Here is a 15,462-nt window from a genome sequence, read left to right as displayed (position 1 = left end):
GTGTGAAACAATTTCGCCGACTTCGGCACGGGGCTGAAGTCGGCGAAACTTATCAGAAAGCGCGGACTTACCAGCTCTTTCTACGGTATTCCGAAGTCGGGTATTCCGTAGCACGGTCACCATACGACTCGTTGGGCAAATAGGCTGCGCTCATGGCCATCGGGGCACCAGCGGCACCGTTGTACAGCATGGCCGGGGTACCGGCAGCGGCAAAGCCGTTGGCCATGGCGGGGTATTGCTGGGCCTGGGGCATTTGCGGCACTTGCTGTTGGGCCAGCGCAGCTTTCTTCTCGGCGGCTTCGGCGCGGCGGGCCAGGGCGTTGCGCTCGGCGCGGGCGGCGGCGGCCTGGCGCTCAGCGCGGGCTGCGCGGTTGGCGGCGGCTACGCGGGCAGCCTCGGCGGCTTGGGCTTTGCGCTTGTTTTGCACGTTGCGGCCGATCATGTAACCGGTACCGGCGCCGGCGGCGGCACCTACTGCACCACCTACCACGCGGTTGCGCTTATGAATGATAGCACCGGCAGCGGCGCCACCTAGGCCACCAATTACGGCGCCCTTAGCTTGGGGGCTCCAGGGTTTGCGTTCTTGAGCCTGGGCTTCGCCTGCGAAAAGCGCGGTTACCAACAGCACCAGGGTCATGATATAGCTCAGGGTTTTCATGGCTTCGTAAAGTTTAGTGGATTGCTTTACAACTACATCCGTCGTTTGCAAGCACCGTGCCATAACGCAAAATTCATTCTGCAGGTTAAGCTCGGGCTTTGCGGTTGGTGTCTCAGCTGCGACAACCAACTGTAGCAAACGGCAAGGCTAAGTGACGTCTCCAGGTAGCCCGTCGTTGTTGCCAGGGTATTTCCGAAAACCGTGCCAATTCTGGTTTGGCCCGCCGCCGCGGGGCGCGGGCAATGGCCCCGCGGCGGCAACTGCGAGGCGGACTGCACCAGCCTAGGTAACGGTTGCGTAACCTAAGCTGAACAGTTGCGTAGACTAAAGGGCCCGAATTCCGCCCGTGCATGCTGCTCGCTTCGCCTACACCTCTTGTCGACATTTCTTACCGGCCCGATTTGCACATTGTGGTGGTGCGCTGGCTGGGCGTAACCACCGACGAGGAAACCCGCCGGGTGTACCGCCAGTTGGGGGCGCTGCCCGAGCCGCTGTGCCGGTTTTGGCTGCTCGATGCGCGCCGGCGGCCCAGCTCGAGCCCGGCGGTAACCAACTGGATTTTTGATGTGCTGGCTCCGCAACTGGCGCAGCGGCTAGGCGGGCCTATTTACCTGAGCTACCTGATTTCGCCCAGCCACCTGGCCGCTGCCGAAAGCTTTCAGCAAGAAAGCAACGCTGCCGGCGGCTTGCGCCTGCCCTATCGCCTCAACTACGCCAGCCAGGAGGGCGACGCTACCGAATGGCTGCTGCAAGCCCAGCAAACCGAAGCTGCGGGCGCTGCCCAGTCTGTTGCCGATCCGCTGCCAGCCATTAGCTAACCCTAGGTGCTGCGCTACAACCGCTCCACGAGCACCTGCACATTGGTGTTGCGGCCGTGGTCGTCGGCGCACGAAATTTTGAGCACGCCACTGCCGGGCCTAATAAACACGGCCTCGGTGGGCGCGGCGGCCCGCACAAACTGGTCGTTGGCGTACCAGTACACTTGGCGCACATCGTTGGCGGCGGCGCAGCGCAATTGCAGCTGTTGCGAGTCGCGGCCATCGAGCACGTACTCGGCGTTGGGCGTGGGCGAGAGGATACGCGGCGCCTGCTCCGGGCCGTCGTCGGAGCGTACGAGGGTGCAGGCGGGGTTGTGCGGCGGCCGAATGGCGTGCGGCAAACCGTTGGCGGCTTTAAATGCCAGCACTTCGGGCGTGAAGTTGGGGTACAGCTCGCGGCGGTAGCCAACGGCGGGCAAACAGGCGCGGCAGTAGCTTACATCGCCCGTCGGCGACACAAACACTTCTTGCTGATGTTCGCAGCGGCGCGCATCGGAAACGCCGGGCAGGTAGTAATCCATTACCTGATTGGGGCAATGCACGCCGGGCACTTGGCCCGTTACCGAGCACACCAACCGAAAATCGAGGCCGGCAGGCGGTACAAACCACTCGCCGCCGTCGTTGTAGCTGATGGCATTGAACAAGTCGAAGAGCAGGGGCGTGGCCACATCGGTGCCGGTAAGGGCGGGCGCGCCTTGCCCCGTAAAATTGCCCACCCACACGCCAATGGTGTAGTGGCGGTTGTAGCCGATGCTCCAGGCATCGCGGCGGCCGTAGCTGGTGCCGGTTTTCCAGGCGATGCGCGGCAGCCGAAGCGAGTTTTCGTAACCCACCGGCAAATCGGGCCGCACCAACTGCGACAGAATATCGGTAACGAGGTAGGCTGAGGCTTCCGATACCAGTTGCGTAGGGTGCGCAGCAGGCGCATCGGCCGTAAAGCGCAAGGGCGCATAAGCGCCTTTGTTCGCTAAAGCCGCATACAGGCCCACCAGCTCTTCGAGCGAGGCGCCGCAGCCCCCCAGAATGGTGCTCAGCCCAAGCTGCGGGGCTTGCCGCGCTACTGTTCGGAACCCAGCCCGGCGCAGCTGCTGCGTAAAAGTGCCCACGCCCACCTGCTGCAGCACGTGCACGGCCGGGATGTTGAGCGAGTGCCCTAGGGCGCGCTCCAGCGTAACTTCGCCGTTGCAGCGTTTATCGAAGTTTTCGGGCCGGAAGCCGGCAAAGTTGGTGGGCACATCGGGCAGCATGCGCTTGGGCGTAACGTGCCCTAGGTCGGCGGCAACGGCGTAGAGGAAAGGCTTAAGCGTGCTGCCCGGCGAGCGTACGGCCCGAATGCCATCAACCTGCCCCTGGCCCAGCACGTCGCCGAAATTGGCCGAGCCCACGTAGGCCTCCACGGCGCGGGTGCGGTTGTTTACCACCAGCACGGCCGCTTGCGTAATACCCAGCGGAGCGAGGCGGCGTACGTAGTGACGCGTCAGCTCCTCGGCTTTGGCTTGTTTGGCCCGCACCAGCGTGGCTTGCAGGCCGGCTTTGGAGCCCGCAAAGGTGGCCGCCTTCTGTAGCTCGGCCTGCACCAACCGCCGCGAGAGGTGCGGAGCCAGCCGCGGCGCTGGTCGGCGCTGCGCCAGCAAAGGCTCCTGCAAGGCATTTGCTACATCCTTGGCCGGGAAAACACCTGCGGCACCTAGGCGGCGCAGCCACCGGTTGCGGGCCTGCAGCAGCCGGGCGTTGTGCCGGCCCGGCGCCAACCCCGTGGGGTTGTTGGGTACGATGGTCAGCGCAACGGTTTGCGCCAGCGAGAGGTAATGCGGAGGCTGCCCGTAGTACAGCAGCGCCGCCGATTTTACGCCCTCCACGTTGGAGCCGTAGGGCACCAAATTGAGATACAGCTGCAAGATCTCATCCTTGGAGTAATGCGCCTCCAACTGCAAAGCGCGCAGCATTTCGAGCAGCTTGTTGCCTACGGTGCGCTCCTTGGGCTCGAGCATGCGCGCCACCTGCATGCTGATGGTGCTGGCGCCGGTGCGGCGCCCAGTATCTAGAGCGTTGCGCCCAACCGCCTGCAGCAAGGCTACTGGGTTGATGCCCGGGTGGTAGTAAAACCACTTGTCTTCTTTGGCTACAATGGCCTTGCGCAGCGTGGGGGTGATGTCGCGCAAATCGGCCGCTAGGCGCCACTTTTGGTCGGGCGACAAATACGCGTGCAGCACCGAGCCATCGGCAGCCGTTACCACGGGCGAATAGGGCGGAGGCGACGGCAGCGGCAACAGCCAGTTCAGCCCCAGGGCTACTGCCAACACGCCCAACAGCACCAGCAGCGGCCGGCGCAAGCGGCGCAACACGGAAGCAGGTTGGCGTGGCATCAGAATGTGGAGACGAAGCAGGTCTGGCTTGCGAAATGCAGCGCGGGCTTGGCTGCGCCGACCTTTGGTTTAGTCCGCGTTTGCCAGCACGATTGGTGCTGCGTGGAACTGCGCTACAGCAGGGTCAGTAAGGTAACGGACCTAGGCTACACCTCAAAAACAGGCATGCGCCACCGCCGGCCTACCAGCTTGCGCAGGGTGCGTTGCCAGCCGGCGAGGTTGCGGTAGGCCAGCTCGGCGCGGTGTACCTCGGGCAGACCTAGGGCATCAAGCCGGCGCAGCAACTCCTCGTGGCTGGCACCCCGATAACGGGAAAACAGCGCCGCCAGTGTGGGGCGCACCTCTTTCAGGTTCCAGTAATGTACCACGTAGGGCTTAGCCTCTTGCACGGGGCCATCCACGGCAAAGCGCATGCTGAAAGCCAGTTGCTCCATCATGTGCTTGTGGTAAGTGGCGTAGAGCTGTTCGGCCAGCTGCATTACGTCGCGCAGCAGGGTCGCCTCGTGGCTACGGAAACCGATAACGCCCGAGTTGAACAGGAGCGTAGCGGGCGTTACCTGCACCTGATAGGCGCCCGTTTGGAAGGTATGGCCCTTGAGGTGCCGGTACACTTTGCGGCTGAGCGTGTTGCCGGTTGCCAGCAGGCCTTCGTTGTCGTGCATAAAGCGCGCGCCTTGGCCAATTTGCTCAAAAATGGGCGTAGGGTCGCGCTGCCAAATCGTGTCGGTGTCTACGAACAGCAGGTTGCCAGGGTAGTGCGCGGCGGCGTGTTCGAGCACGCCAATCTTCAGTAGGTATACCATGTTGGCACTGCCCCGCCAGGCCCGCCACTCAGCCTCCATAACGCTTGGGTACAGCACACCGGGCCGCTCGCCCAGCACTTGCCGAAACGCCTCGGGTGCATCGGTGTAGATGAGTACCTGAGCCGGTGCCACCGGTGCCGCCCGGAAATAAGAAAGCAGGCTGTACAAGGCTTCGCTGCGCAGCTCGGCCGGGCCGTGGGCCAGGTAAATCAGGTAGTTCATCGGCGGCAAAGATAGGCGCCTAGGTGTAGCCCCGAGCCTGATTAGCGGCAGCCAATGAAGAGGAAGAGCGCGTATCTATGCGTACCAGCATTTTGCGTTCTGCGCCACCAATAAGCCTTACGGCACCGTTACATCGAGCACAAAGTCGCGCTTGGGCGGGGTGTCGTTGTTTGTGCCGTCGCGGTACAGAAAGCGGATGGTGGTTTGGCCGGGATTGAGCGCCTGAAAATTGAAGGTGATATCCTGCGGGGTGCCGGGCTTCGGCTTTTTTTTCGACTTCTTTTGCTCCTGCTCGGTTTGGGTGTTTACCAGTTTCACTATCTCGTTGGCTATCGGCATAACCTCCCACCGGGAAGTAGAACCGGCAGTGGTGCCTAGCTTGATGCTAAGCTGGTCGCCTTTGTTCACGGTTACGCGGCTGCGGTTGCCGTACTCCGTGATGTTGACGTTTTTGGCCACACCGGGCTGGTTGATGGTGAGGTACACGTGGAAATAGCTGCCCACCGGCGAGTAGCCCGTGCCCGGCAGCGCCGCCACCAGTACCAGATCGAGCCCGCCCGAGCCGATGGTTTGGAAGTGCATTTCGTGGGTGGCCGGGGCGCCGGGTACGCCACTGCGCACCCCGGGCAAAGTTTGGTTGCTTACCAGCGTGAGCTGGCCCGGGTAGTTCTGCACCAAGCGCCAGCCATAGCGCGGGGCCGCCGTGGGCAAGCGCACAATCAGCCGCTCGCCCACGGTTAGCTGCACTTCCTTGCCGTTGTCGGCGGCCGTGATGGTGGTAATGGCGCCTTGCGCCTGCGCACCTAGGGCGCAAAGCAGCAGGACAAACACAAGGATGAATCGAGTGAAAACGATGGAGCAACGAGGCATGGCTAAGGGGCTGGAGTGCGCAGGTTGTACGCGCCACCCGCCACGCAAGCTATGGTTGAGGTAAGGCTAGGGGCTCGTTCTTAAGATGTGTAGTGATACCTGGAAAATTGGAGGCTCTGGCAAAGCTGATAAGGCTTTAGTTATAACTAGGGTTAGAAGCTAGTTCCCCTCCTCAGATGAGGAGGGGCTAGGGGTGGTTGACTGTTGCATCAGAACAGCATCTAGAACTAGCCTCTAACTCTAGCTCTTCAACCACCCCTAACCCCTCCTCATCTGAGGAGGGGAACTAGCTTCTAACCCTAGCTTTGGCGTAGCGAAGATTAGCACTATGAAATATAATCTGGTACCTAGCGCACCTGTACCACTCCGGCGCCGGCGTACGAGTGGTACTCGGCGTTGTACATAGCGTCGGCGCTTACCGGACCTAGCTTGAAGGTGCCCTTCGATATGGCCCGGGCCAGGTAGTAGAACGACTTGGGCTGCGGGGTAGCGGTGGTGAACAGGTTGATGCGGTCGTCGCGCACGTCGAGGTAGTCGGGCGTGGCGGCGTCGGTGGCCCAGGTAAGCTCGCGCACGGCGCCAATGCGCGGGTTCTCGATTTCGAGGCCGGCGGGCAGCAGGTCGGTAATGGCTACGTTGGGCACCTCGCCGGCGTAGTCGGCGGCTTGTAGCGTGATTTTCACTACCACCAGGTCGTTTTGGCGGAACTCAGCCCGACCTAGGGGCTGGCCGGTGCGGTCGAGGAACTGGCGGCGCACTTGCAGGTATTGGTCTTCCTCGCGCACCTGGCCGGTGCGCGAAATACCTTCCAGCGTCCAGAAGTAGTACAGCGGCCCCATGCCGGCCGTTTGCAGGCTGAGGCGGCGGTTGGCTACGTTGTTCACAGTCAGGTTCTGCGGGCCTTTGTACTGGCCCAGCACTTTGCCACCCGTTTCGGCAAGCGTGGCGGTTACGGTGCTGTTCTTGTTTTGGCGGGCGACCTTACCTAGGGCCAGCAGCGCAAAAGCGCTTTCCTGCGTGCTCAGCCAACCTGCCCCTTTCACGAGGCGAGAAAGCTGACGAGCCATGCTCGTCACGAGCGGGTTTTCGGGGTCGGCTTCGATGAGGGTGTTCAGCGCCAGCCCTAGGTCGCGCACGGGCGAGTAGAACGAGCCATCCAGAGCACGACGGGCGGCGGGCTCCGAGAAGGAGCGGGGCAGCAGGTCGCGGAAACCTTTGGTTTGGCCCGACAGCGCGCTAGTACTGGCCAGCACAAAGCGCGAATCCTGCGCGAGCAGGCGCTGGTTGGCGCGGTAGTAGTTTAGCGCCACCGGGTCGGGCTTGCCGGCCAGGGCCAGCACGTAGAGCGAGTAGGCAATTTCCTTTTTGGCAATGGTCTTTTCGCGGGCCACGTTCGCGGCATCGAGGTACTGGTAGGGCTCGGTTTCGCGCTTTTTGGTGCGGTACTGCAGGTAGCGCAGCGTCTTGTCCAGAATGCCCTGGTTCACGGCGAAGCCGGCCCGCTTGGCTTCGAGCAGGAAGTGCGCGGCGTAGGCCGTGGTCCACCAGTTGTCGTAGTCGCCTCCGGGCCAGTAGCTCAACGAACCGTTGTAGAGCTGCTGCGCCTCAATCTTGCGGATAGCCTCCTGCACGTGGTAGTTGGGGTTGTAGCGCTGCGCCTTGCCCGCCTGACCTAGGGCCGCGGCCAGATCGGGGTAGTATAGTTGCGGGAAAGCAGCCGATACCGTTTGCTCCAGGCAGCCGTAGGGGTACTGCAGCAGGTAGCGCAGGTCTTTGCTGAACTCCGTCATGGGCGAGCGACTCAGCACCAGCTGGCTGCGCTGGGCAGTCGGCAGGAAATCGGTGCGCAAATCCAGCGGCTGCGTTTTGCCGCCCTGCACCATGCCCGAGCCGGTACGCATCTGCAGCGGCGAAGCGGGGCGTACGGGTAGCTCGATGGTTTCGGTGAACTTCTCAGAAGATTTGTAGCCACCGTTATCATCTAGTTCATGGGCTATTATTTGCACTGTCCCATTGCCGATAGTTTGCTTGGCCTTGAGTTGGAAAACAACCCTAGCTTCTGCATTAGCAGGTAACTTAACTTCCTCTGCGGTCAACTGAACTCTCACTGGCTTACCAAATGGCCCAGGTGAATTTGCGAATCGCGTGTTTGCCAAAGTTCCTGATGGTAAACATTCGACTAGAACAAACATGCCTTTTCCCGTCGTATTCGTCAGCGTTACCGGCACATCAATCGTGTCGCGGGGGCTGAGGAAGCGGGGTAGGGCGGTGCTGATAACCACCGGGTCGGCTACGCGCATGGTGTGCTCGGCCGAGCCGAACGCGTCGCCTTTGTAGGCCACGGCCATCAGCCGCAGCGCCCCGCTAAACTGCGGTACGCGCACGCGCACCTGCACACGGCCGTTGGCATCGGCGCGCTTCACGCCGCTCCAGCGGGCCACCAGCTGCACACGCCGCGAGGGCACGGGCGTGGTGCGGCGGGCTAGGTCGTAACCGTCGCCGCCGGTGCTGCTGGAGCCTAGCTCGGGCAGCAGGAAGGGGTACACATCGTGGGCCGATACCTCGAGGGCACGCTTCTGGTAGAAGTAGCCGAAGGGGTCGGGCGTGCGGTAGTTCTTCATCTGCAATATGCCCTCGTCCACCACGGCCAGCGTTACGGCTGCGTTGGGCTTGGTTTGCACTTCCACCGTCTGCCAAGTTTGGGAGCGGCTTTGCGCCACGGCCTTGATGGCTACAGGCAGGCGCGAATCGGGCTTCTCCACCGTCAGCGGCACGAAGCCGCGGGCCACGGTCAGCGGTATTTTGGAGTCAGCCGAGATAGGCCGAATGGCCGTGGCCGTAACGTACACGTTGGGCACGTGCCCGGCGCGAATGGGCACCGTTACGCGCGCCGATTTTTCGTCGGTATCCACGTAAAAATGCTCCAGCACGCGGTTGCGCTCCACCGTCACGAGTACGCGGCCGGCGAAGGGCGTTTTGAGCAGCAGCGTGGCTTTGTCGCCGGGCTGGTACTTGGGCTTGTCGGCCTCGATCTGCACCTGCCCCTCGTTGCTTACCTCGAAGGCGTTGCTCTGCGTGTCGCCGTAGCCGTAGGCGTAGAAGCGGCTGGCCACGTAGGTAGCAGCGCCGGGCCGCGACACGCGCACCTCGTACTCGCCCGAGTAGGTAGGCGTGAAGTTCAGCACCGCCGCCGGGCCGGCCTGAATGGCTTGGCTGAGCACAGTTTGCTCGCGGCGCTGCGAGTTGTAAGTGTAGCGGCCGCCCTGGCGCTCCAGCACGGTTTCCCAGAGCATGCGCACCACGCGCACCTCGCCGCGGGCCTGGGTAGGTTGTCCCTGCGGCGTAAGGGCCACCACCCGAATGGGCACGGCCTGGCGGGTACTCAGCAGCTCGGGCAATTGCTGCACCCCGAACATCACGGCCTGGGTGCGCACCTCGAAGGTGGCGAGGCGGTTTACGGGACGGCCGGTTTCGTCGAACACCGTGGCAAAGGCGGTGCCTTCGAGCGTGCCTAGGTCGCGGTATTCGGGCACCTGGTACTCGGCCGTGCCGCGGCCCTGCTCGTTGGTGCGGCCTTCGCGCACGGCTTTCTCAAACCGCTCGTTCAGCGCCGAGGCCGACTCCGGCTCTTCGCCGCCGTACTGGTTGCGTCGCTCCACACCACTCCGGATGCTGAAGTTGTAATCGGCGTATTCTTTGGGCGCGAAGGCCTTTTGCTTCAGCGAAAACTCTACCTCAAACTTGCGGTCGGTAGCGGGCGGGCCGAACAGGTTTTGGGCCAGCGCCGTGGCGCGCACCGTTTGGCCGGGCTGCACCACTTTGGGCGCGGCAGTTACGGTTACTTTCAGGCGGTCGGGGATAAACTCCTCCACGCTGATTTTGCGCGAGGTCAGCAGCACGTCGTTGCCGGTGAGTACCTCCAGCGTGTAGAGGCCCGTCATTACGGAAGGCGGCACGATGAACTGCGCCTCAAACGAGCCGTCTTCCTTGCTCAGGGTGCGGCGGTAGCTGGCGTACTCCTTGCCGGTGGGCAATAGCAGCCTAATTTTCATGGGCACGGCGCCGGGCACGCGCCAGTTGTCGGTGCGCACCACGGTGTTGGTGCGGATAGTGTCGCCGGGGCGGTACAGGTCACGGTCGCCGTACAGGAAAGCCTGGAAGCGGGCCGCGTTGCTTTGCAGGCCGCCTACGTCGTAGCGCGAGGTTTCGACGCGGGCGCGCTCCAGCTGCAGAAAGGTGAAATCCGGGCCGCTCTGCACCATCACCATGTCCAGCCGGAAGCGGCTGTTGGCGGTGCTGTCGCTCTGCCCTAGCATGGCCACGCCGTTGGCGTTGGTTTGGCCCGTAAACATCGTTTGGTTGTTGTGGCTGATGAAGCGCACCGAGGCGCCACCCACCGGCTTGGCCGTGCGCAGCGAATTCACGAACACCATGGCGCCGCCGGTGCCGTTGCGCTTCACCACCACGCCTAGGTCCGACACGGCCACCAGCTTCGATACCTGCAGCCATTGACGCTCGGTATCCTGCACGCGCACCACGTACAGGCCTTTCATCTGGTTGCCGAACTCCAGCTCGTCGAGCGAGAGGTGCAGCAGGCGCAGCGCGCCGGCTTTGGGCAGGGCGCTGGTGCTGTAGGTGCGCTCCGTGAGCAGGTTGCCGAAGTCCTCGGTATTGTAGTAGCGGTAGCTGCGGTCTATCCACTCGCCGTTTTCGTCCTGGCTTTCTTCGCCCTCCTCGCCGGCATCGTAGCCGTACTGCTCGCCCGAGCGCAGCAGCTCCCGGATGTTGTTGGCGTACACCTTGTAGATGCTCACCTTCACGCGCTCCACCTCGTTCAGGCGCAGCCCTAGGTTGCGCAAACCCTGCGCGCCCAGGTACATGGCTTTTTCGCCGCCCGAGGCAAAGCTGATGCTCGGCCGCTCGTCGCCAAACGATACGGCCTGGCTGAACGGCTCGGCCAAATGCCCACCTAGGGTGCCGTAGGCGCCGGGGCCTACGCTCACCGTATACGTTTTGCCTACCTCGAAACCGCCGCGCAGCACAAAGCCGCTTTCCAGCGCCTCCACACCAAAGGCCACGGCAGGCTGCACGCGCACTACTGTTTGCGCCTGCTCAGCTGATATGGGTTGGTCGGTGAGCACCGTCACCACCGGTTCGCCGTTGAGCAAGGAACCCGTCAGCTCGCGCACCTGCAACTGTTGCGGATCGGGCACGGTACCCGAGGCATCGAGGGCACGGCTGGTGCCGTTGCCGCCGCCCACGGGCTTCAGGCCAGGTTCCACGTGGAGCTGAACAGTACTGCCCGGTGCTACCGTTTGCGTGGGCCGGATGCCCACCACGCGGTCGGGCTCGGCCGATACTACCTCGAAGGACACCTGCTGGCCGGCTACCGTGAGGCGCAGGTGCTGGCGCAGGTCGGTGGGGCGCACGGCGTAGTTGAACACCGCGTTCAGGCGCACGGCCGGCTCGCTGCTTTGCGCCGAGGCCGTCCAGAACACCTGCGGCTCGCTCATCTGTAAGTAGGGCGTATGAAACTGCGTGCGGCTCAGCCTAGGTGGTTTCTGCTGCTTGCCGCTGGGCAGCGCCTGCGGCCGCAGCTCGGCCCGAAACGCGGTGCTCGGCCGGAACGGCTCGGCCGGCGAAAACACCAGCTCCCGCTCCGACGCCCACTTAAACTTGCCCCGCACCGCCGGCTCAAAGCGCACTACCTGCGTGGTGTCCCAGCGGTTCAGCTGGGCCTCCGAGGCTACCGGCTCCTCGAAGCTGAAAATCAGGTTTTCGTACGGGTCGATTTCCTCGCCGTCGGCAGCAGTTGCTGTGTTGGCATCCTCGCCGGGTTTGGAGCACGCGCATAGCAAAGCCAGCAGCACCAGCAGCGGCAGGCGAAGCAGTTTGGGGGTAGTCATCGGAAGGATAGGGGGAGGATAGCGGCGGGCGAAAGGTATAGAAAAACGCTAATGGATAAGGGGTATTATAGCTGCTAAAAGGTCAATAGCTAACTAATGCAGCTTTTAAGCAATAAGAACCGCGAGGCAGCTTGGCACTTGCCGGTTGAGCAAGTAAGGCTGTGCGTAAAAATTAAGAGCTCGGACAAATTTGCCTAAGCGTCAGTCAGGCTACTATTTGCAAAGCTTAACTAATGCGCCGTGCTCAAATATTGTATGATCGTGATTGATAATCCACAGGGCTTCATCAAATGGTATGGTGTCTTTGCGGCCTTGTTTATGGCCTCCTGCGGCAAGCAAGGCCAGCAGGGTGATACCGGTAAACACACGTTCGGCAAGCGAACAGCGGAATCGACTATGCTTACGGACACAGCAGGCGCTTATAAGCTGAGCAGCGGATGGCTTAAACCCAAAAAGTCTTTCGAGTTCAATGATTCCGCTTGGGTTTCGGCTGATACCTTGTTCCTGGTAACCTGTGCTGAGTTTGTTTATTACCCTTTTGGAAACATCAAGGATGAATCCATGCTCGGTAAATCGCTGCTAAAAGGATTCAAAGTCAATAAGCAGGTAACCCGCCTAAGAGATGGTGAGGCCTCTACGTATCACAGTTTGATAAAAGGAAAAGATAGGCTGTTGCTCTTCTTCGCCAAAGATGATTCGCCTGATAGCTACTGGGGCTCCTACATAATTAAAGGCGAATTGAGAGACAGCACTGTGGCATTAACTAACAAGGTCAAGGTCGGAATGTCGGCTAATCAATTCTACTCAACGTTCCTGACAGCCATAGATGCAGGGCTACAGCAGAAGATCAAATTCGTTGTTCTTGAGCCCTGCATAGACAATCCAAGGCACATTTACGAACTAAGCGAAGGTAAACTTGAGTCGATCCGCTTCGATTGCTTGGCCTGTGACAAAGAGGTGGACTACTAAAGGAAAATATATCTGCGGGGCATTGCTATTGAGTTTTGCGGTGAGCCACGCCGAGCTAAACTTATGCCGTTAGCTCTAACAGCTATGTCTGACTTTTCCTTGGTATACCTCCTGGCTATTCATGACCTTAGCCGATCATTACGCTGCCATGTGGCAGGAAGCTTTGCCTAAGTTAGCAAGCAACAGCCTGGCCACAGACCCACTGCTCGACGACCCCAACGACCATCGCCTAGGTCTCACCTTGGTCATTCGCCCTACAGCGGAAGTAAAGCACCGCATGGCCGAGTTCGTGGAACAACTGCGCCGCCTCGAACCCGAGCAATACTATTATCCGCCCTCGGATATGCACGTCACGCTGCTGACGCTCATTTCCTGCTACGAGGGCTTTGCTCTAAGCCAAATAAACCCAAGCGCATACAAGCAACTGCTGGCGAGCGTGCTGCCAGTAGCCCAGCCATTTACCATTAATTTCGCCGGCATCACTGCCTCGGCCGCTACGGTAATGGTGCAAGGCTTCCCTAGGTCCGCAGCACTGCAGGAGTTGAGGGGCAACCTACGCACTGCCTTCCGGGCTTCGGCCTTGCCGCAAACCATCGACAAACGCTACGTGCTGCAAACCGCCCACAGCACGGTAGCGCGGTTTCGGGCGCCGTTGCGCGAGCCGCTGCGGTTTGTGGAGTTGCTGCAGCAATACCGACAGCACGCTTTCGGCACGATGCAGGTGCAGCACGCCGAGCTGGTGTGCAACGACTGGTACCACCGGGCACGGGTAGTGCAGTGCCTAGGTAGGTTTGCTTTGGGCTAGCTTGGGCAGGCCCGCCCCGGCCACAGAATGCACGCAGGCGCGTGGTTTACCGGCGGCGCGTGCTAATTTGCCAGGCGGGCGGCCGCTCTGGGCATTGCCAAAGCAGCTGCCCGCCTTGCTCCATCCACCACAACCAAACCATAATGCGCTTTTTCGCTTTTCGCACCAGCTTGTTGCTAGCTGGTGCCGCGGCCCTGGCCACGGCTTCGTGCAACCAAGCTCCTAAGCAAACCGCCGCGTCGGCAAACCCGGCCGCTGCTACACCGGCCCGGCAAGAGGCCAACGCGTTGTTCGAGAAGCACGCCTACGCCGAGGCCTTGCCCAAGCTGTACAAGCTGGCGCAGGAAAACCCCGCCGACGCCGAACTGCACTACAAAATTGGCGTGGCCGAAGCCAACCAAAAGGAATACGCCAAATCGAGCACCAGCTTCCGGACGGCCCTGCGCCACGGCTACGACAAGGCGGCCGTAATGCGCAACATCGGCATCAACTACATCTGGACACAGCGCCTCGACTCGGCCAAGCACTACTTGCGCACGGCCCAGGCCCTGGCCCCCAACGACGCCAAAACCCAAAAGGCGTTTACCATCCTCAACAGCGAAGAAAAGCAACGCTGGGCTAGCAAGCTCGACAGCGTGAAGGCCAGCGTGCCGGCAAAATTATAGCCGCCTGGGAATGCTCCGATGGAAAATTTGGAGGTAGTATAACTACGAAAAGATTCGTAAAATAATTTGCTTGTAGCCAACTGTTTGGTGCAGCGCTAGGAGGGGTGCCGAGTCATTCCGGCATGAAAACGCACCGCCTAGTACTCGCAATTTGTGCCGGGGCGTTGGTGGGGAGCTTGCCGCTGCAGGGGGCTGCCCAACCGATGCCCAAGGCACAGCAGTTTGCCCACAGCACCGTGGTGCTGAATTCCGGCGACACCCTCCGCGGCCCGCTTGCGCTGCACTTCGACCGCGACTTGCTCTTGCTAAAAATGCCCGACGGGCGCGTGCGCACCATACCCGCTGGCGAGGTACGCGCCTTTGCCGTGCGCGGCGATGGGCAACTCCCCGCAACGGCCACGGCGGGCTTGCAACCCCGGGCCATGCGCAACGGCCGGGGCGGCCGCCCCTGGTTTGGCTACGACCGGGCACGCCTGTTTTTGGTGCACCGCTGGACCCGCGACTTACCCAACGCCGCGGGCGGGTGCCCCGCTTTTTTTGAGCTGATGAGCAGCGGCCCCGTAACGCTGTACCGGCGCTGCACCTTGGTACTGCGGCGGGCGCCTTGGGCCGAGCCGTCGTTTTGGGGCGTGGCCAATGCGGCGGGGCGGCCCCTCAACGACCACTACTACGCGCCGGCCGAGAAGTACTTTTTGGGTACCCCCGATGGCCGCGTGCTGCGCTTGCACCGCCCCAAGCACGATGTGCTGGCCTACTTTGCCCGCGAAGCCAACGCCATAGTTGCCTACGCCCGCCGGCACAACTTGCGCTTTACCGATGCCCGCCAGCTGGCCCTGCTCGTCGACTACGCCAACTCGCTGCGGCCGCACTGGCCGGGCTCGGGCCCGGTAGCGCGCCAACAGGCGGCTGCTCCCGCACCCAACGCACCAACCCAGCCGTAGCCGCTGCCTTTGGCTGCTTGGGTGCAAACAATCGCAGGCCACCTAGGGCTACGCGCTGAAACGCCGCGCTTTCGGGGGTTTGTTGCGCAGCAAATCGCGCGTAGAAAGGCCCAGCAGGGCGTACAGCGGGCTGAATCCGCTCAGGCCCGTAACCAGCAAGCCCGCCGACAGCGCGGCCAGCAGGGCCAGCATATCGGGGCTTTGCCCTTCGAGCAGCAACTCGGCGCCCAGCATCAGGGCAAACAGCAGGCGAATAAGGCGGTCGGGCATGCCTAGGTTGCAACGCATAGCTCGGGCGGTTTGGCGGATGGTGCTTATAAGTAACACCCGATAAAGGCCAATTGGTAATGAGTTGCGTTACAAAATTTGCGAACGTGCAAACGCTGTTGGTATAGTTCAGTTGGCCGCCTCAGGGCAGGCCAGCAGCGCGGGACGAAGT

Annotated in this window: 11 protein-coding genes; 5 read left to right on the top strand and 6 right to left on the bottom strand. The window is 61.7% G+C overall.

The window, feature by feature from the left end; all coding sequences use genetic code 11:
- Positions 1–67: 67 nt before the first annotated feature.
- Positions 68–658: a glycine zipper domain-containing protein gene (locus D3Y59_RS09595; protein ID WP_119446410.1), complete on the bottom strand. Its 591-nt coding sequence runs from the start codon at positions 656–658 to the stop codon at positions 68–70.
- Between the two features lie 350 nt (positions 659–1,008).
- Here D3Y59_RS09595 and D3Y59_RS09590 point away from each other — a divergent pair, with 350 nt between their 5' ends.
- Positions 1,009–1,476, top strand: a complete 468-nt coding sequence (locus D3Y59_RS09590; RefSeq protein WP_119444856.1) for a hypothetical protein — start codon at positions 1,009–1,011, stop codon at positions 1,474–1,476.
- A 14-nt stretch (positions 1,477–1,490) separates the two neighbouring features.
- On the opposite strand, the gene pbpC is transcribed toward D3Y59_RS09590, so the two are convergent.
- From pbpC to D3Y59_RS09570, 4 genes are all read right to left on the bottom strand, one after another.
- Entirely contained in the window at positions 1,491–3,842 is a 2,352-nt protein-coding gene (gene pbpC, locus D3Y59_RS09585; RefSeq protein ID WP_119444855.1) for a penicillin-binding protein 1C, read from the bottom strand.
- A gap of 146 nt (positions 3,843–3,988) precedes the next feature.
- Complete coding sequence (locus D3Y59_RS09580; RefSeq protein WP_119444854.1) at positions 3,989–4,867, bottom strand: putative nucleotide-diphospho-sugar transferase; 879 nt, start codon at positions 4,865–4,867, stop codon at positions 3,989–3,991.
- Positions 4,868–4,984: 117 nt separating this feature from the next.
- Complete coding sequence (locus tag D3Y59_RS09575; RefSeq protein WP_162910667.1) at positions 4,985–5,698, bottom strand: protease inhibitor I42 family protein; 714 nt, start codon at positions 5,696–5,698, stop codon at positions 4,985–4,987.
- 386 nt (positions 5,699–6,084) lie between these two features.
- Positions 6,085–11,643, bottom strand: a complete 5,559-nt coding sequence (locus D3Y59_RS09570; protein WP_119444852.1) for an alpha-2-macroglobulin family protein — start codon at positions 11,641–11,643, stop codon at positions 6,085–6,087.
- Between the two features lie 261 nt (positions 11,644–11,904).
- Here D3Y59_RS09570 and D3Y59_RS09565 point away from each other — a divergent pair, with 261 nt between their 5' ends.
- From D3Y59_RS09565 to D3Y59_RS09550, 4 genes are all read left to right on the top strand, one after another.
- Complete coding sequence (locus tag D3Y59_RS09565; protein ID WP_205590815.1) at positions 11,905–12,612, top strand: hypothetical protein; 708 nt, start codon at positions 11,905–11,907, stop codon at positions 12,610–12,612.
- A gap of 121 nt (positions 12,613–12,733) precedes the next feature.
- Positions 12,734–13,417 (top strand): 2'-5' RNA ligase family protein, encoded by a 684-nt coding sequence (locus D3Y59_RS09560; protein WP_119444850.1) that lies wholly within the window; start codon positions 12,734–12,736, stop codon positions 13,415–13,417.
- Between the two features lie 143 nt (positions 13,418–13,560).
- Positions 13,561–14,082 (top strand): hypothetical protein, encoded by a 522-nt coding sequence (locus D3Y59_RS09555; protein WP_119444849.1) that lies wholly within the window; start codon positions 13,561–13,563, stop codon positions 14,080–14,082.
- Positions 14,083–14,285: 203 nt separating this feature from the next.
- Complete coding sequence (locus D3Y59_RS09550; protein ID WP_119444848.1) at positions 14,286–15,023, top strand: hypothetical protein; 738 nt, start codon at positions 14,286–14,288, stop codon at positions 15,021–15,023.
- 48 nt (positions 15,024–15,071) lie between these two features.
- On the opposite strand, the gene D3Y59_RS09545 is transcribed toward D3Y59_RS09550, so the two are convergent.
- A complete protein-coding gene (locus D3Y59_RS09545; protein ID WP_119444847.1) occupies positions 15,072–15,311 on the bottom strand; it encodes a YgaP family membrane protein in 240 nt (79 codons plus the stop codon).
- Positions 15,312–15,462: the final 151 nt, after the last annotated feature.

The sequence above is a fragment of the Hymenobacter oligotrophus genome (assembly GCF_003574965.1).
Taxonomy (GTDB): domain Bacteria; phylum Bacteroidota; class Bacteroidia; order Cytophagales; family Hymenobacteraceae; genus Solirubrum; species Solirubrum oligotrophum.
The sequence above is the reverse complement of the archived record's forward strand: the minus strand, read 5'-3'. Positions and strand labels throughout refer to the sequence as shown.